At 65.7% G+C, this 17,965-nt stretch carries 9 protein-coding genes, 3 rRNA genes and 1 pseudogene; 6 read left to right on the top strand and 7 right to left on the bottom strand.

Annotated elements, in window-relative coordinates; translation table 11 throughout:
- Nucleotides 1-41 precede the first annotated feature (41 nt).
- The gene (locus tag K9S39_RS33820) at nt 42-824 is read right to left on the bottom strand and encodes a sporulation protein (protein WP_248867127.1); all 783 of its coding nucleotides are present in this window, start codon (nt 822-824) and stop codon (nt 42-44) included.
- 188 nt (nt 825-1,012) lie between these two features.
- On the opposite strand from K9S39_RS33820, the gene K9S39_RS33825 reads away from it, so the two are divergent.
- The 6 genes and pseudogenes from K9S39_RS33825 to K9S39_RS33850 all read left to right on the top strand — a co-directional run bounded on the left by K9S39_RS33825 (nt 1,013) and on the right by K9S39_RS33850 (nt 9,436).
- Complete coding sequence (locus K9S39_RS33825; RefSeq protein WP_248867128.1) at nt 1,013-1,663, top strand: DNA-3-methyladenine glycosylase; 651 nt, start codon at nt 1,013-1,015, stop codon at nt 1,661-1,663.
- A 618-nt stretch (nt 1,664-2,281) separates the two neighbouring features.
- A 16S ribosomal RNA gene (locus K9S39_RS33830) occupies nt 2,282-3,810 on the top strand.
- A gap of 306 nt (nt 3,811-4,116) precedes the next feature.
- Nucleotides 4,117-7,237 (top strand): 23S ribosomal RNA (locus K9S39_RS33835).
- A gap of 111 nt (nt 7,238-7,348) precedes the next feature.
- Nucleotides 7,349-7,465, top strand: a 5S ribosomal RNA gene (gene rrf, locus K9S39_RS33840).
- Together the 16S, 23S and 5S rRNA genes form the textbook arrangement of a ribosomal RNA operon.
- A 126-nt stretch (nt 7,466-7,591) precedes the next feature.
- Nucleotides 7,592-8,230: pseudogene (locus tag K9S39_RS43400) on the top strand (tetratricopeptide repeat protein); the annotation flags it as partial.
- A 351-nt stretch (nt 8,231-8,581) separates the two neighbouring features.
- Complete coding sequence (locus K9S39_RS33850) at nt 8,582-9,436, top strand: tetratricopeptide repeat protein (protein ID WP_406708182.1); 855 nt, start codon at nt 8,582-8,584, stop codon at nt 9,434-9,436.
- 88 nt (nt 9,437-9,524) lie between these two features.
- On the opposite strand, the gene K9S39_RS33855 is transcribed toward K9S39_RS33850, so the two are convergent.
- From K9S39_RS33855 to K9S39_RS33880, 6 genes are all read right to left on the bottom strand, one after another.
- Nucleotides 9,525-10,748, bottom strand: coding sequence for an IS110 family RNA-guided transposase (locus K9S39_RS33855; protein ID WP_248861321.1), 1,224 nt, complete (start codon nt 10,746-10,748; stop codon nt 9,525-9,527).
- A 238-nt stretch (nt 10,749-10,986) separates the two neighbouring features.
- Nucleotides 10,987-12,792 carry an IucA/IucC family protein gene (locus tag K9S39_RS33860; protein WP_248867129.1) on the bottom strand — a complete coding sequence of 602 codons (1,806 nt, stop codon included), beginning with the start codon at nt 12,790-12,792 and terminating at the stop codon, nt 10,987-10,989.
- Nucleotides 12,789-13,358 carry a GNAT family N-acetyltransferase gene (locus tag K9S39_RS33865; RefSeq protein WP_248867130.1) on the bottom strand — a complete coding sequence of 190 codons (570 nt, stop codon included), beginning with the start codon at nt 13,356-13,358 and terminating at the stop codon, nt 12,789-12,791. Before K9S39_RS33865 ends, K9S39_RS33860 begins: the two co-directional genes overlap by 4 nt.
- Nucleotides 13,355-14,674 (bottom strand): lysine N(6)-hydroxylase/L-ornithine N(5)-oxygenase family protein, encoded by a 1,320-nt coding sequence (locus tag K9S39_RS33870; RefSeq protein ID WP_248867131.1) that lies wholly within the window; start codon nt 14,672-14,674, stop codon nt 13,355-13,357. The genes K9S39_RS33865 and K9S39_RS33870 overlap by 4 nt, the downstream gene beginning before the upstream one ends.
- A gap of 73 nt (nt 14,675-14,747) precedes the next feature.
- The gene (locus tag K9S39_RS33875; RefSeq protein WP_248867132.1) at nt 14,748-16,451 is read right to left on the bottom strand and encodes a pyridoxal phosphate-dependent decarboxylase family protein; all 1,704 of its coding nucleotides are present in this window, start codon (nt 16,449-16,451) and stop codon (nt 14,748-14,750) included.
- A 174-nt stretch (nt 16,452-16,625) separates the two neighbouring features.
- Nucleotides 16,626-17,891: a DUF1015 family protein gene (locus K9S39_RS33880; protein WP_248867133.1), complete on the bottom strand. Its 1,266-nt coding sequence runs from the start codon at nt 17,889-17,891 to the stop codon at nt 16,626-16,628.
- Nucleotides 17,892-17,965 lie beyond the last annotated feature (74 nt).

Consider the following 17,965-nt stretch of genomic DNA (forward strand, 5'->3'; position numbering starts at 1 on the left):
TCGACACCTCCTGGTCGCTTGCTGACACTGTTCCGGCCAGGTTAGAGCCAGTTCCGCTTACCGCCGACCTCCGCCAGCCACTGGTTGAGATACGCAGCCCAGTCGGTGCCCTCGAAGTCGTCGAGGCCGATCGTGAACTGCCGGTACGAGTCCGAGCCCCCGGTGAACAGACCCGGCTTCTTGTCCATCTCCAGCACCACGTCCATCTCGTGGCCATCGGCGATGAACGACAGCTCGACCTGGTTCAGCCCGCGGTACTGCTGCGGCGCGTAGAACTCGATCTCCTGGTAGAACGGCAGCTTCTGCCGCGTCCCCCGGATGTGCCCCTTCTCCAGATCGGCGGACTTGAACCGGAATCCGAGCCGGCCGAACGCATCAAGAATCGCCTGCTGCGCCGGCAGCGGGTGCACATTCACCGGGTCCAGGTCACCGGAGTCCACCGCACGGGCGATCGCCAGCTCCGTCGTCACCCCGACGCTCATCCCCTTCAGATGCGTCCCGAGGAACGTGGTGATCGGCGTCTCCCACGGAATCTCCAAGCCGAACGGCACGGTGTGCGTGGCCCCCGGCTGCACCTGGAACGCGCCACCCACCTGCAGCCTGGTGAACTCGATGTTCTGCCGCTGTTCCCCGTCGTTGGTCTGCACCTCGACGACCGCCTGCAGCCCGACGGACAGCCCCTGGATGTCCTGCGCCACCTTCCCGCCCTCGATGCGCACCTCACCCTGCGCGACTCCGCCCGGGACGACGTTCTCCTCGAAGAGCACCGTCTCCACCGACGCGCCCCCGGCTCCCATGCTCGCCAGCAGCTTCTTGAACCCCATGCTCGTCCTCCCCAGGCGGAACGCCTGTGCTGTGTATTGCTCGCCGAGATATCGGCTTGATCCCTACGAATCGGCTTGATGCCTACGAACGCGAAACGGCGCCGGCCGGTTCCACCGCCACACCTTCCCAACCGGGGCACCCTCCTGGCCAGCCGCCCGCCCCTCCGGCTGCACTACCCTCGGGCCGCATGACCGACGTACCGGAACGTATGCCGCTCACCCGCGCCTTCTTCGACCGCCCCGTTCAGGACGTCGCCCCCGACCTTCTCGGCCGCACGCTCGTCCGCAACACCCCCGACGGTCGCATCGCGCTCCGCCTGACCGAGGTGGAGGCATACGACGGTGAGACCGACCCCGGCTCGCACGCCTACCGGGGCCGCACCGCACGCAACGCCGCCATGTTCGGCCCGCCCGGCCACGCGTACGTCTACTTCATCTACGGGATGTGGTTCAGCCTCAATCTGGTCTGCTGCCCCGAGGGGCAGGCGAGCGGCGTCCTGCTGCGCGCCGGCGAGATCCTCACGGGTGAGCACCTGGCATCCGGCCGCCGTCCCAAGGCCCGCAACAGCAATGAACTGGCCAAGGGCCCGGCCCGCCTGGCCACCGCCCTGGACATCGACCGCACCCTCGACGGCACCGACCTCTGCGCCGGCGGCAACACCCCCCTCTCCGTGCTGCACGGCCGCCCGCCCGCCCCCGACCAGGTACGCAGCGGCCCACGCACCGGAGTCGGCGGCGATGGGGCCGATCACCCCTGGCGCTACTGGATCGACGGCGACCCCACCGTCAGTCCGTACCGCCGGCACACCCCGCGCCGCCGTGCCGCCTCAGCAACTTGACTCCGCCATGACGAACGCCGTAACGTGGCCCGAGCCGCTGGACACGGGCAGCGCTACTCTGCGCAGACCGCCGGGCGGCGAAACCAACCACTACGGAAGCCTCCCTAATCGGGTCTTGTTTCGCGTTGCCGAAATTCGATCCTTACGGCCCGATTATGAGCCGCACGGGAAGACAGCTAAAGTAGTGGCCACGCCGAAAGGCGGCCCTCCGACGGGAAATCGGAACCGAATTCGGACCGCGACTTCCGAGAAGCGTGGAACGAAAAGGATCTGATAAAGTCGGAAACCGTGAGGAAGCCGAGAGGCGGAATCGCACCGGCGGAAATCAGGACCGCGAGGATCTGGTAGAGTCGGAAACGCAAGACCGAAGGGAAGCGCCCGGAGGGCCTGGTGAAACAGGCGCGAAGGAAGCGTCCGTTCCTTGAGAACTCAACAGCGTGCCAAAAGTCAACGCCAGATATGTTGATACCCCGTCTCCTCTTGTGGAGATGAGGTTCCTTTGAAAGCCCACTCCGCTTTTGTCGGGGTGGCACACACAGCGAGGATGCTGTGAACCACCGGATTATTCCTCTGGTGGTTCCGCTCAACGCGAGTGTTCGACCGGATATCCGGTACACATTCACGGAGAGTTTGATCCTGGCTCAGGACGAACGCTGGCGGCGTGCTTAACACATGCAAGTCGAACGATGAAGCCGCTTCGGTGGTGGATTAGTGGCGAACGGGTGAGTAACACGTGGGCAATCTGCCCTTCACTCTGGGACAAGCCCTGGAAACGGGGTCTAATACCGGATATGACACACGGCCGCATGGTCTGTGTGTGGAAAGCTCCGGCGGTGAAGGATGAGCCCGCGGCCTATCAGCTTGTTGGTGGGGTGATGGCCTACCAAGGCGACGACGGGTAGCCGGCCTGAGAGGGCGACCGGCCACACTGGGACTGAGACACGGCCCAGACTCCTACGGGAGGCAGCAGTGGGGAATATTGCACAATGGGCGCAAGCCTGATGCAGCGACGCCGCGTGAGGGATGACGGCCTTCGGGTTGTAAACCTCTTTCAGCAGGGAAGAAGCGCAAGTGACGGTACCTGCAGAAGAAGCGCCGGCTAACTACGTGCCAGCAGCCGCGGTAATACGTAGGGCGCAAGCGTTGTCCGGAATTATTGGGCGTAAAGAGCTCGTAGGCGGCTTGTCGCGTCGGATGTGAAAGCCCGGGGCTTAACTCCGGGTCTGCATTCGATACGGGCAGGCTAGAGTTCGGTAGGGGAGATCGGAATTCCTGGTGTAGCGGTGAAATGCGCAGATATCAGGAGGAACACCGGTGGCGAAGGCGGATCTCTGGGCCGATACTGACGCTGAGGAGCGAAAGCGTGGGGAGCGAACAGGATTAGATACCCTGGTAGTCCACGCCGTAAACGTTGGGAACTAGGTGTGGGCGACATTCCACGTCGTCCGTGCCGCAGCTAACGCATTAAGTTCCCCGCCTGGGGAGTACGGCCGCAAGGCTAAAACTCAAAGGAATTGACGGGGGCCCGCACAAGCAGCGGAGCATGTGGCTTAATTCGACGCAACGCGAAGAACCTTACCAAGGCTTGACATACACCGGAAAACCCTGGAGACAGGGTCCCCCTTGTGGTCGGTGTACAGGTGGTGCATGGCTGTCGTCAGCTCGTGTCGTGAGATGTTGGGTTAAGTCCCGCAACGAGCGCAACCCTTGTTCTGTGTTGCCAGCATGCCTTTCGGGGTGATGGGGACTCACAGGAGACTGCCGGGGTCAACTCGGAGGAAGGTGGGGACGACGTCAAGTCATCATGCCCCTTATGTCTTGGGCTGCACACGTGCTACAATGGCCGGTACAATGAGCTGCGATGCCGTGAGGTGGAGCGAATCTCAAAAAGCCGGTCTCAGTTCGGATTGGGGTCTGCAACTCGACCCCATGAAGTCGGAGTTGCTAGTAATCGCAGATCAGCATTGCTGCGGTGAATACGTTCCCGGGCCTTGTACACACCGCCCGTCACGTCACGAAAGTCGGTAACACCCGAAGCCGGTGGCCCAACCCCTTGTGGGAGGGAATCGTCGAAGGTGGGACTGGCGATTGGGACGAAGTCGTAACAAGGTAGCCGTACCGGAAGGTGCGGCTGGATCACCTCCTTTCTAAGGAGCACTTCTACCGGGTCTTTCGGGGCTTGGTCAGAGGCCAGTGCATCAGCGAGTGTCTGATGCTGGTTGCTCATGGGTGGAACGTTGACTATTCGGCGCACTTGGTTGGTTGTCACTAGTACTGCTTCGGCGTGGAACGTGGGGATTGATGAGGTGGGTCGGGCACGCTGTTGGGTGTCTGAGGGTGCGGACTTGATGTCTGGCCTTCGGGATGCCGGCCCCAGTGAACTCGTCTTGTGTGGCGGGGTGGTGGGTGGCTGGTCGTTGCTTGAGAACTGCACAGTGGACGCGAGCATCTGTGGCCAAGTTTTTAAGGGCGCACGGTGGATGCCTTGGTACCAGGAACCGATGAAGGACGTGGGAGGCCGCGATAGGCCCCGGGGAGCTGTCAACCGAGCTGTGATCCGGGGGTGTCCGAATGGGGAAACCCGGCAGTCGTCATGGGCTGTCACCCGCTGCTGAACACATAGGCAGTGTGGAGGGAACGCGGGGAAGTGAAACATCTCAGTACCCGCAGGAAGAGAAAACAATTGTGATTCCGGGAGTAGTGGCGAGCGAAACCGGATGAGGCCAAACCATGTGCGTGTGATACCCGGCAGGGGTTGCGCATGTGGGGTTGTGGGAGTTTTCTTGATCGGTCTGCCGGCCGGTCGGCGAGTCAGAAACCGTATGGGTAGGCGAAGGACATGCGAAAGGTCCGGCGTAGAGGGTAAGACCCCCGTAGCTGAAATCTGTACGGCTCGTTTGAGAATCACCCAAGTAGCACGGGGCCCGTGAAATCCCGTGTGAATCTGGCGGGACCACCCGTTAAGCCTAAATATTCCCTGGTGACCGATAGCGGATAGTACCGTGAGGGAATGGTGAAAAGTACCGCGGGAGCGGAGTGAAATAGTACCTGAAACCGTGTGCCTACAAGCCGTGGGAGCGTCGCACAGGGACTTGTTCCTTGTGTCGTGACTGCGTGCCTTTTGAAGAATGAGCCTGCGAGTTTGCGGTATGTTGCGAGGTTAACCCGTGTGGGGGAGCCGTAGCGAAAGCGAGTCCTAAGAGGGCGTTGAGTAGCGTGCCCAAGACCCGAAGCGGAGTGATCTAGCCATGGGCAGGCTGAAGCGCGGGTAAGACCGTGTGGAGGGCCGAACCCACCAGGGTTGAAAACCTGGGGGATGACCTGTGGTTAGGGGTGAAAGGCCAATCAAACTCCGTGATAGCTGGTTCTCCCCGAAATGCATTTAGGTGCAGCGTCGTGTGTTTCTTGCCGGAGGTAGAGCACTGGATAGGCGATGGGCCCTACCGGGTTACTGACCTTAGCCAAACTCCGAATGCCGGTAAGTGAGAGCGCGGCAGTGAGACTGTGGGGGATAAGCTCCATGGTCGAGAGGGAAACAGCCCAGAGCATCGACTAAGGCCCCTAAGCGTGTGCTAAGTGGGAAAGGATGTGGAGTCGCAGAGACAACCAGGAGGTTGGCTTAGAAGCAGCCATCCTTGAAAGAGTGCGTAATAGCTCACTGGTCAAGTGATTCCGCGCCGACAATGTAGCGGGGCTCAAGTACACCGCCGAAGTCGTGTCATTCATACAGGAGCCCTAACGGGTGTGTGGATGGGTAGGGGAGCGTCGTGTGCCGGGTGAAGCAGCCGTGGAAGCGAGTTGTGGACGGTTCGCGAGTGAGAATGCAGGCATGAGTAGCGATACAAGAGTGGGAAACTCTTGCGCCGATTGACTAAGGGTTCCTGGGTCAAGCTGATCTGCCCAGGGTAAGTCGGGACCTAAGGCGAGGCCGACAGGCGTAGTCGATGGATAACCGGTTGATATTCCGGTACCCGCTATGAAGCGTCAGCGCTGAGGCTGGTGATGCTAAGCCCGTGAAGCCGCCGTGGATCCTTCGGGTGAAGCGGAGTGGTGGAGCCGGTGAACCGAGCCAGTAGTAGGTGAGTGATGGGGTGACGCAGGAAGGTAGTCCATCCCGGGCGGTGGTTGTCCCGGGGTAAGGGTGTAGGTCGTGTGGTAGGTAAATCCGCTGCACATTTATGGCTGAGACCTGATGCCGAGCCGATTGTGGTGAAGTGGATGATCCTATGCTGTCGAGAAAAGCCTCTAGCGAGTTTTGTGGCGGCCCGTACCCTAAACCGACTCAGGTGGTCAGGTAGAGAATACCGAGGCGTTCGGGTGAACTATGGTTAAGGAACTCGGCAAAATGCCCCCGTAACTTCGGGAGAAGGGGGGCCATTTCTGGTGATGAGTTTTGCGCTCTGAGCTGGGGGTGGCCGCAGAGACCAGCGAGAAGCGACTGTTTACTAAAAACACAGGTCCGTGCGAAGCCGTAAGGCGATGTATACGGACTGACGCCTGCCCGGTGCTGGAACGTTAAGGGGACCGGTTAGTCAATCTTCGGGTTGGCGAAGCTGAGAACTTAAGCGCCAGTAAACGGCGGTGGTAACTATAACCATCCTAAGGTAGCGAAATTCCTTGTCGGGTAAGTTCCGACCTGCACGAATGGCGTAACGACTTCTCGACTGTCTCAACCATAGGCCCGGTGAAATTGCATTACGAGTAAAGATGCTCGTTTCGCGCAGCAGGACGGAAAGACCCCGGGACCTTTACTATAGCTTGATATTGGTGTTCGGTTCGGCTTGTGTAGGATAGGTGGGAGACTGTGATCTCTGGACGCCAGTTCAGGGGGAGTCATTGTTGAAATACCACTCTGGTCGTGCTGGATGTCTAACCTGGGTCCGTGATCCGGATCAGGGACAGTGTCTGGTGGGTAGTTTAACTGGGGCGGTTGCCTCCTAAAGGGTAACGGAGGCGCCCAAAGGTTCCCTCAGCCTGGTTGGTAATCAGGTGTTGAGTGTAAGTGCACAAGGGAGCTTGACTGTGAGACTGACGGGTCGAGCAGGTACGAAAGTAGGGACTAGTGATCCGGCGGTGGCTTGTGGAAGCGCCGTCGCTCAACGGATAAAAGGTACCCCGGGGATAACAGGCTGATCTTCCCCAAGAGTCCATATCGACGGGATGGTTTGGCACCTCGATGTCGGCTCGTCGCATCCTGGGGCTGGAGTCGGTCCCAAGGGTTGGGCTGTTCGCCCATTAAAGCGGTACGCGAGCTGGGTTTAGAACGTCGTGAGACAGTTCGGTCCCTATCCGCTGTGCGCGTAGGAGTCTTGAGAAGGGCTGTCCCTAGTACGAGAGGACCGGGACGGACGAACCTCTGGTGTGCCAGTTGTTCTGCCAAGGGCATGGCTGGTTGGCTACGTTCGGGAGGGATAACCGCTGAAAGCATCTAAGCGGGAAGCCTGCTTCGAGATGAGGGCTCCCACCCACTTGATGGGTTAAGGCTCCCAGTAGATGACTGGGTTGATAGGCCAGATATGGAAGCATCGTAAGGTGTGGAGTTGACTGGTACTAATAGGCCGAGGGCTTGTCCTCAGTTGCTCGCGTCCACTGTGTAGTTCCCGGGTTGCGAACAGTCGCACCGGTTGAACTAAGTTTCACTTAACTAACTGAAGAGTGTGCTTGTTCGCTTGAACCCGATAGGGTTTCGGTGGTCATCGCGTTAGGGAAACGCCCGGTTACATTTCGAACCCGGAAGCTAAGCCTTTCAGCGCCGATGGTACTGCAGGGGGGACCCTGTGGGAGAGTAGGACGCCGCCGAACAATCTTTCAAGGACCCTTGGTCCCAGCGTTCACGCTGGGACCAAGGGTCCTTTTTGTTTTGCCGTCGCGCGCCGAAGTCGTCGGTGCGCGAGAATGAATGCAGTACCGAAGACAGGAGTCACGTCGATGTCCACCAACTCTTCCGACGATCGTTGGGAGCGCCGACCGCAGCGGCGCGACGACGGTGACCGCGGTGGTTTCCGGCGTGATGATCGGGGGCCGCGGCGTGACAACGACCGTGGTGGCCGTCCGGCCGGCCGTGGCTACGGGAGCCGTGACAACCGTGGTGACGATCGCGGTGGTTACCGCCGCGATGACCGTCCGTCAGGCGGCGACCGGGGCGGGTTCCGTCGCGATGACCGTCGCGATGACCGGGGCGGTGACCGGGGCGGTTTCCGTAGGGACGATCGGTCGCGTGGGCCCCGTCGCGATGACGAGCGTGGTGGGTTCCGTCGGGATGAGCGGGGTGGAGAGCGTCCTGCGTTCCGTCGGGATGATCGGCGTGACGATCGTCGGGATGAGCGGTCGCGTGGGCCGCGGCGTGAGGATGAGCGCGGTGGTCGGTCCGGCGGTGGCCGCGGTGGTTACGGCGGGCGGGATGACCGCGGTGGCGACCGTGGTGGTTTCCGGCGTGAGGACCGGCGTGACGAGCGTGGTGGGTTCCGTCGGGGTGACCGGCGTGGGCCCCGTCGCGATGACGAGCGTGGTGGGTTCCGTCGGGATGAGCGGGGCGGGGACCGTCCTGCGTTCCGTCGGGGTGATCGGTGTGACGATCGTCGGGATGAGCGGTCGCGTGGGCCGCGGCGTGAGGATGAGCGCGGTGGGTTCCGACGCGATGACCGACGCGATGACCGACGCGATGACCGGCGTGACGACCGTCGGGAGGAGCGGCGCGGCCGTGGTGGCGAGCGCGGTGGTTTCCGGCGTGAGGAGCGTTCCGGTGGTGACCGGGGCGGCTTCCGGCGGGACGGGCGCAGGGATGAGCGCCAGGGCGGCGACCGGGGCGGTTACCGGCGGGATGACCGTGGGGGACGTCGGCCGTACGGTGGCGGGCGTGGGCGGGAGGACCGTCGGGACGACCGGCGCGATGACCGGCGGGACCGCGACCGGGAGCCGATCAAGCGGCTGCCGATTCCGGAGGACGTCACCGGTGAGGAGATCGACAAGGATGTGCGGCAGGAGCTGCTGAGCCTGCCGAAGACGCTCGCCGAGGATGTCGCCAGAAATCTGGTGATGGTCGCCAAGCTGCTGGACGAGGATCCGGAAAGGGCTTACGGGTACTCGCGGGTGGCACTGCGGCTGGCGTCCCGGGTCGCCGCGGTGCGTGAGGCCGCGGGCTTCGCGGCGTACGCGGTCGGCAAGTACAGCGAGGCGCTGGCCGAGTTCCGGGCGGCGCGGCGGATGACCGGCGGTGTGGAGCTGTGGCCCGTCATGGCGGACTGCGAGCGCGGTATGGGTCGGCCGGAGAAGGCGCTGGCCATGGCCGGTGAGCCGGAGGTGCAGAAGCTGGACCGGGCCGGGCAGGTCGAGATGCGGCTGGTCGCGGCGGGTGCTCGTCGGGACATGGGGCAGCCGGACGCGGCGGTGGTGACGCTGCAGGGGCCCGAGCTGGCGTCGAACGCCGTCCACCCGTGGACGGCGCGGCTGCGGTACGCGTACGCGGACGTGCTGCTGGAGGTCGGGCGCGAGGGCGAGGCGCGCGACTGGTTCGCCAAGGCACTGGAGGCGGACCAGGGCGGTGCGACGGATGCCTCGGACCGGCTTGCCGAGCTGGACGGCGTGGAGTTCACGGATGTGCTGGAGGAGTCCGAGGACGTTGACGTCGAGGAGGCGGGGGAGGCCGGCGAAGGTGATGAGGCGCCTGAGGCAGCTGTGCCGCCCGTCGAGGGGCATGACGATGTGACCGATGAGGTCATTGATGTCAATGATGTTGATGGTGAGGATGGTGCGGGGCGGTCCGAGAAGGGCTGACTGTGGTGATGTGACGGAGGGCGGGATCCCGGTGGGGGTCCCGCCCTCCGTCGTTTTTGGGGTGTCAGACACCCCATGTCGTTGAAGGTCAAGCGGCATGGGGTTGGGCGTGGTGCGACCATGCGGTCGCTTCGTCGTAGCGGGTTCGTGTTTTGAGGCAGCCGTGGAGGATGCCGACGAGGCGGTTGCCGACCTGTCGCAGGGCCGGGTTGTAGTCGATGTCACGGGCGCGTTGTTTGTCGTAGTAGCGGCGGGCGCCGGGGGACGCCCGCAGGGCGCAGAACGCCTGGCGCTGGAGGGCATCGGCGAGACGGTTGTTGCGGACGTATCGGGCCTGGACGGTGCGGCTCTTGCCAGAGGCCCGGGTGACGGGGCTGGTCCCGGCATAGTTCTTGCGTGCCTTCGCGGAGGCGTAACGGGTGGGATCATCTCCGAACTCGGCGAGCACCCGGGCCCCGGTGATCTCCCCGATGCCGGGCATCGAGAGGTAGATCTCAGCGTCCGGGTGCGCGAGAAAATGCGCCTTCACCTGCTCTTCCATCCCGGTGATCTGCTCGTTCAGCGCGATGATCAGCCGCGCGTGAGCGGTCACGGCTGCCGCGTAGGCTGCGGTGACCTGCCCGGGCAGGGCGAGCTGTCGCTCGCGGAGCGCGGCCTGGATGGTGGCCGCCTTCGCGTCGCGGTTGCGTCGGCGATGCCGGGCCAGGACGGCCGTGACCTGAGTGCGGGTCAGCTTCGCCGCCGTGGCCGACGTGGGCGCCTTGATCAGCAGTTCCATGGCGTCGGAGCTGGTCAGAGTCAGGTCGGCGTAGGCGGTCAGGGCGGCGGGAAAGTACTCGCGCAGCGTGCTGCGTAGCCGCTGGAAGGTGCGGGTTCGTTCCCAGATCAGGGTCTGGTGGGCGCGGGCGACGACCTTGACGGCCTGGGCCTGGCCGCTGTCTCCGGCCACCGGCCGCAGCTGGTCGCGGTCGATGCGGACCATGTCGGCGAGCGCGTGCGCGTCACCCTTGTCGCTCTTGGCCCCCGAGGAGGCGTACCGCTCCTTGAACCGGGCCACCTGCCGGGGATTGATCGCGTAGACCTGGTAGCCGGAGGCAACCAGGGCCTGGACCCACGAGCCCCGGTCGGTCTCGATCCCGACGACCACCTCCCCAGGATCCAGCTCACCGCCGTGACGGGCGATGAGTTCGTGGAGCCTGGCGATGCCGGCGACTCCTTCGGGCAGGTTCGCGGTGGCCAGCTTGCGGCCGGCCTCGTCCTGGAGCTCGACGTCGTGGTGGTCTTCGGCCCAGTCGTCACCGATCAGCAGCAACAAACCCTCCCCAAGTGTGTTCTCGTTGCGCGTCGTAGCCTGCGGAAGGCACGGCGCGCGGCCTAATGGATCCAGTGCTCACGCCCCGCGGGGCGGGCACGCCACCCCATCAGCGGTCTGGCCTCCCGGCCACCAGCAGGGGCACGGTCTGACACCAGAACTCGACTGCTTCCGGCGGCGATAGTGCTCACCTGCTGGCGGCTACGGAACCGAGCATTCCCCGGCCCCGTAGCTCCCATTAGGCGGTGGGGGCGTAAGGGGCGATGGGGTTGCGGAGGGTGCCGATGAGCTGGAGGGCGCCGGCCGGGTCCTGGAGGTCGACCATCTGCTGGTTGTTGCGCAGCTGGAGGCGGTTGAGGCAGGAGAGCGCGAACTCGTCGGTGAACATGTCGTATTGGGCGAACTTGTCGGTGAGGTGGGGGACGGACGCCTGGTAGTCGGTGACGCAGGCGGCGACCGTCCGCCAGAAGGTGTCCTCGTCGAGGATGCCGAGGTCGGCGAGGGTGCCGCTGAGGAAGCGGAAGAAGCAGTCGAAGACGTCGGTGAAGACGGAGAGGAGTTTCTTGTCCTCGGGGACGTCGGCGCGGATGCGTTCGACGGCGGGGGGCAGGACCGCGTCGGGGTCCATGACGGCGATCTCCTCCGCGATGTCCTTGAAGATCGCGCGCTGTACCACACCGTCCTCGATGACCAGGATGACGTTCTCGCCGTGCGGCATGAAGACCAGGTCGTAGGCGTAGAAGGCGTGGAGGACGGGGGTGAGGTACGCGTCGAGGTAGCGGCGGAGCCAGTCGGCCGGTTCGAGGCCGGATTCCTCGATGAGGGCGGCGGTGAAGGAATGGCCGTCGCTGTCGACATGGAGGAGGGACGCCATGGTGGCAAGGCGCTGGCCCGGTTCGAGGGTGGGGACGGGGCTTTCGCGCCACAGGGCGGCGAGCATTTTCAGGTATGGGGAGCCTTTGGCGGTGGCGGCCTCGTACTGCCGGTGGTGGTAGCCGATGGCGGCGCGCTCGCGGATGATCGAGAAGCGGGTGGCCTGGAAGGTGTCGTCGGCGGCGATGAGGCGGGCCAGCCAGTCGTTGATGGCCGGGGTCGCCTCCATGTAGGCGGCGGAGAGGCCGCGCATGAAGCCCATGTTGAGAACGGAGAGGGCCGTTTTGACGTAGTGGTGGGCGGGGTTGGTGGTGTTGAAGAAGGTGCGGATGGATTGCTGGGCCAGGTAGGTGTCGTCGCCGGGGCCGAGGCACACCAGGCGCTGTTGGGCGACCTCGGCGGCGAAGGTGACGGAGAGCTTGTTCCACCACTGCCAGGGGTGGGCGGGGATGAGGTGGTAGTCGGCGAGGTCGAGGCCGAGGCCGGTCATGGTGGCCGCGAAGCGGTCGAGGGTGGCCTCGCCGAGTTCCTCGCGGATGAGGGTGTCGTAGTCGAGGCCGGCGCCGGCGGTGAAGGTGGAGTGGTCGCGGCGGGCGGCGAGCCAGATGAGCTGGAGGGGGCTCGCGGCTTCGGGGGCGTAGGCGTGGTACTCGTGGATGCCGAAGCCGAGGCGGCCGTTGTTGGCGACGAAGCAGGGATGGCCCTCGGTCATGCCGGTTTCGATGGCCTGGAAGCCGGACTTGGCGAGTTCGGCGGCGCTGGGCTGCCCGGCGGCGAGTTTGTAGGCGGTGCCGGAGAGGGTGGAGCTGATCTCCTCCAGGTAGACCGGGAGGATTTCCTCGCTGAGGCCCAGGCTGTCACGGAGCTCGATGAAGAACTCCAGGGCGTCCAGCGGTAGTTCGGTGTGATCGCGGTGGCGGGTGATGCTGTCGGTGTCGACCTGCCAGTGGTCGAGGGCCTGTCTGTGGGCGGTGAAGTGGTATTCGGTGCTGCCGTCGTCGCTGCGGACGGCGTAGTGGCCGTCCTTCGGCAGGCGCTTGGGGGTGAGCAGCCGTTCGTGGGCGAACTCGGCGAGCGCCTTGCGGACGAGCAGCCGGTTGGCCCTGGCCCACAGGGCAGGGGTGAGGTGGGCGACGGCGTCCTGGGCGGTCGGCTGGGTGCCGGCGGTCATCGGTGGTCTCCTTGGGCGGCCAGGAACTGGTCGCGGGTGCAGGTGCTGAGGTAGGCGTCTTTGGAGGGGAGGGAGACGGTGTCTCTCACCTCGAAGCCGACGGCTTTGTTGAGGGCGTGCACCGCGGTGTTGCGGGCGTCGGGTTCGACGACGACGCGGCGGGTGGCCGGGTCGTCGAAGAGCATCTCCATGACGGTGGTGAGGACGGCGAGGGTGAAGCCGTGCAGGGGGGTGTCGGTGGGGGCCGCCAGGAAGTGCATGCCGACGTCACCGGGTTCGGCGGCGTGAATGCCGGCCAGTTCGCGGTGGGCCGGGTCGTAGCGTTCCATGAGGAAGGCCGGGGTCCCGTTGTGCAGGCCGATGAAGGCGTCGTGGAAGGGGTCGGCGGCCATCCGTGCGAATTCCTTCTCGACGGCGGCGAGGTCATGGCCCTGCATCAGCCAGAAGACGGCTTTGGGGTGGGTGACCCAGGAGTGCAGGAGCGGGGCGTCGGCGGAGGGGACGACGGGTCGTAGGGAGAACTCGCCCAGAGCCGGGTCGGTGCGGGTGAAGAGGGGGGCGGTCATGCGGGCGTCTCCAGGGGGTGGTGCTGGCCGGCCGGAGCGGCGAACTCCTGGAAGGCGATGGCTTTCTCGACCGGGTAGTACTCGCGGCCGAGCAGCTCGCGGACGATGCAGGAGTTGCGGTACGCGGCCATGCCGAGGTCGGGGGTGACGAAGCCGTGGGTGTGCAGCTCGGCGTTCTGCACGTAGATGCCGTGGCCGGTGGTGTCGATGCTGTAGTTGCGGGCCACGTCGTAGCGGCCGGAGGCGTCCCAGGCGATGCGGTCGTGGACCGGGGTGAGGAAGTCCGGGGTGCGGTAGCGGTAGCCGGTGGCGAGGATCAGGCCCTGGGTGTCGAGGGAGAAGTCCCGGCCCTGCTCCTCCTGGCGCAGGCCGAGGGTGTAGGTGCCGGTGGACTCGTCGTAACTCGCCTGGTTCAGCGCGGTGTTGGTCAAAAGGCGGGTGGGGACCGGGCTGTTGAGGTTCTTCTGGTAGAGCAGATCGAAGATGTCGTTGATCAGCTCGGAGTTGATGCCCTTGTAGAGGTTCTTGTGCGAGGCGTTGAGCCGGTCGCGGGTGGCCGCGGGGAGCGCGTGGAAGTAGTCCACGTACTCCGGTGAGGTCATCTCCAGCGTGAGCTTGGTGTATTCGAGGGGGAAGAAGCGGGGGGAGCGGGTCGCCCAGGTCAGGTGGTAGCCGCGGGTGTCGATGTCCTGGAGGAGGTCGTAGTAGATCTCGGCCGCGCTCTGGCCGCTGCCGACGATGGTGATGCTGTCCTTGGCCTGGAGGGTGGCCTTGGCGTCCAGGTAGTCGGCGTTGTGCAGCAGGTCGCCGCCGAGGCCCTGGCATGCCTCGGGGATGTACGGCGGGGTGCCGGTGCCGAGCACCAGCTTGCGGGCGCGGTAGGTCTTCCGTTCGCCGGTGGGCAGCTGCTCGGCGTGGACGACGTACAGCTCGTCGGTCTCGTCGTAGGTGACGGTGGTGACCTGGTGGCCGAAGCGGACGCGGTCGAGCTTGCCGGCCGCCCAGCGGCAGTAGTCGTTGAACTCGGCGCGCAGCGGATAGAAGCTCTCGCGGATGTAGAACGAGTACAGCCGCCCCGATTCCTTGAGGTAGTTGAGGAACGAGAACGGGGAGGTGGGGTCGGCGAGGGTGACGAGGTCGGCCATGAACGGCACCTGGAGGGTGCTGCTGTCCAGCATCATGCCGGGGTGCCAGTCGAAGGACGTCCTGTTGTCCAGGAACAGGCCGTCGAGACCGTCGATGGGCTCGGTGAGGCAGGCCAGGCCCAGGTTGAAGGGGCCGAGGCCGATGGCGATGAAGTCGTATGGGGCGGACACGAAGGGTCTCCGATGGGGGGCTGAAAAGGGCCACGCACGGTGCGGCGCGGGGTGGCGCGAGTGCGGCGCGCGGTCAGTGCGCGCTGAGTGCCGGCTCGGGCTGCTCGGCCAGGTAGCTGCCGGCGTGCTCGGCGATCAGGTCGAGGACGGTGGCGATGTCCTCCAGCGTGGTCTCCGGGTTGAGCAGGGTGAATTTGAGGTAGTGGCGGCCGTCGACGACGGTGCCCGCGACGATCGCGTCACCGGACGCGAACAGGGCTTCCCGGGCGTGCAGGTTGACCCGGTCGCTGAGCTGCGGGTCCCGGTCGGCGCTGGGGACGTAGCGGAAGACCAGGGTGCTGAGCTGGGGTTCGACGACGGCCTCGAAGCGGGGGTCGTCGTGCAGCAGTTTCCAGGCGTCCGCGGCGCGGTCGATGACCTCGTCGAAGAGTTCGCCGACGCCCTGGGCGCCCATGGTGCGCAGCGTGAGCCAGAGTTTGAGGGCGTCGAAGCGGCGGGTGGTCTGGATCGACTTGTCGACCTGGTTGGGGATGCGCTTTTCGGCCATCCGGCGCGGGTTGAGATAGTCCGCGTGGTACGTGACGTGCCGCAGGGTGGCGTGGTCGCGGACCAGGATGGCGCTCGAACTGACCGGCTGGAAGAAGGACTTGTGATAGTCGACCGTCACCGAGTCGGCGCGTTCGATGCCGGTCAGCAACTCGCGGCGGCGGGAGACCAGCAGTCCGCAGCCGTAGGCGGCGTCGACGTGCATCCAGGCGTCGTGCCGGGCGCACAGGTCGGCGATCTCGGGCAGCGGGTCGATGCTGCCGAAGTCGGTGGTGCCGGCGGTGGCGACGACGGCCATGGGGATGAGGCCGTCGCGGCGGCAGCGCTCCAGTGCGGCGGCCAGGTCGGTGGTGCGCATCCGACGGTTCTCGTCGCAGGGGACGGAGATCACGGCCTCCGGGCCCATGCCGAGCAGGGTGGCGGATTTCCGGATGCTGAAGTGGCTGCACTCGGAGGTGAGGATGCGCAGCCGGGGCAGGATGCCGGCGCGGGATCGGGGTCTTCCCTGCGCATGGGGGTGGTGCCCCCTGCTCGGACGAAGTGGGGAGCCTGGGGAAGGGGTTGAGGGCTCGGGGAAGGCGGCGGGCGCGCCGTCGCCGGTCAGCTCCCGGCGGCAGGTCTCGTCCCGGGCGAGCAGCATGGCCTGGAGGTTGGACTGGCTGCCGCCGCTGGTGAAGATGCCGTCGGCGTGCCCGCCGAGGCCGATCCGGCGGGCCGTCCAGTCGATCAGGCGCCGCTCGATGAGGGTGCCGCCGGCGCTCTGGTCCCAGGTGTCGAGGGAGGAGTTGACGGCGGACAGCACCGCCTCGCCGACGAGGGCGGGGATCACCACGGGGCAGTTGAGGTGTGCGAGGTAGCGCGGGTGGTGGAAGTAGACGGCGTCGCGGAGGTAGACGTCCTCCAGCTCGTCGAGTGCGGCGGCCGGGTCGTGGAGGGGTGCGTCGAGGTCGATCGCGGTGATGGCCGGGGTGAGGCCGTCGACGGAGATTCCGGTGAACGGGCGGTCGGTGGCGGCGATTTTGGCGGTGATCCGCTCGACGCCGTCGGTGACCGCGGTGCGGTAGTGCTGCGCCGTGCCGTTGTTGAGGAGGTATGTCCTGCTGTCGGTCGGCTCGGAGGCAAGGCTTTCGGCCGGGTCCTCGCCGGCTGCCGCGCTGACTCTGGCGCGATGTGTCGCCCCCGGGGTACCGGTGGTCGACGGGTCCTCGGCGGAGTGCGCGAGGAGACTCATGAAGGTGCCCTCCCTGTTGCGGAGTTGGCCACGTCCTGCGCAGGGCAGAGGTGTGCGCAGGGGCAGGGAGACCCGCCCCGTTGACGTAGTGAGGTAAGCCTAACCTAAGTGCGGGGTGCGGGGTGTCCGGGGAGCGCCGGTTTGCGGGACTCCCCGGGATGACGGGGTGCGCCTTCAGTTCTCGGTGTCGTCCAGAGTGCGCAGGACGAGACCCGTGGCCGGCTTGGGGCCGAAGGAAGTGGACTTCCGTGGCATCGTCACGCCGTGCTCGGCGAGTTGACGCACCGTTTCCTCGGAGGTGGCGCGCATCAGGACGGCCGTCCCGCCGTGCCGGCCGGCCTGCTCGACGGCGGCCTCGGTGTGATGCAGATAGCTGATGTGTGACGGGTCGTCAGGGATCCGCCAGACCTCGTCCAGCAGAACGGAGTGCAGCACGGTGGCGTCCAGCCGCCGCCAGGTCTCGGGCCGGTCGGTGCGGATCGTACGGTCGAGCAGCTCCGGATCGGGACGGTCCAGGAGATGGAAGGTGTCCGGGCCCTCGGCGAGGACGAAGGCGTTGCCGGGGGTCTCCTCCAAGGCGTCCAGGGCGGCGGACAGCTCGCCCGGGAGCGGCCGGACGCGGAACGCGCCGCCCAGGCCCGCCAGCGCCTTCACCAGCGGCAGATGCGGCAGCACACGGTGGATCGCGCGGACCTGGAGCGGGTAGCGGGCGGTGTCCACCAGCAGGACCAGGCCCGACGCCCAGGGCGACGCCGGAGTGGCGCCGGGCTGCTGCTCGTACAGCCGCTGGTAGGTCGCCCAGCGGTGATGGCCGTCGGCGATCAGAGCCTGCCGGCAGGCGAGATCGTCGTCGATGGCCGCCAGATCGGCGGGGTCGGTGACCGCCCACAGACGGTGCGCGAAGCCGTCCTCCGTGGTGGTGGCGAGCAGCGGGGCGCGGTGCACCACGCGCTCGATGACGGCGGTGGCGCCGGTCGCCGTGCCCTGGCCGTGGTAGGAGAGCAGCAGCGGCTCGAAATTGGCGGCCGCCGCGCGCATCAGGGCGGCCCGGTCCTCGACGACCTCGGCGATGACGTCCTCGTGCGGCAGCACCGGACCGTCCAGGCGCAGCGCGCCGATCAGCCCGCGCTGCAGCACTTCGCCGCCGCGCTGCTCGTAGACGTACAGCGCGGGCCGCTCGTCCTGTGTCAGAACGCCCTCGCGGCGCCAGTGGCGCAGGGTGTCGGCGGCCTGGCGGTGGCGGGTGGAGGGGTCGACGGCGTGCGGGAGGATCAGCCGGACGATGTTGTACGGATCGGCGGTTTCCAGGTGGCGCACGCCTTCCGGCCGGACCACGACGTCGTACGGCGGGGAGGTGACAGCCGTGAGGCTGCTGACTCTGTCCGGGGCGTAGCGCAGTCCGCGGAACGGGAGGAGGCGGAGGCCGTCGGTACGGGTCATTGAAGAATGCTATGCCGCCTGACGGGTGAGGGATGATCGGGGGGACAGCCGGCAGGTGGCTGGAAATATCGGTA

The sequence above is a fragment of the Streptomyces halobius genome, assembly GCF_023277745.1.
GTDB lineage: Bacteria > Actinomycetota > Actinomycetes > Streptomycetales > Streptomycetaceae > Streptomyces > Streptomyces halobius.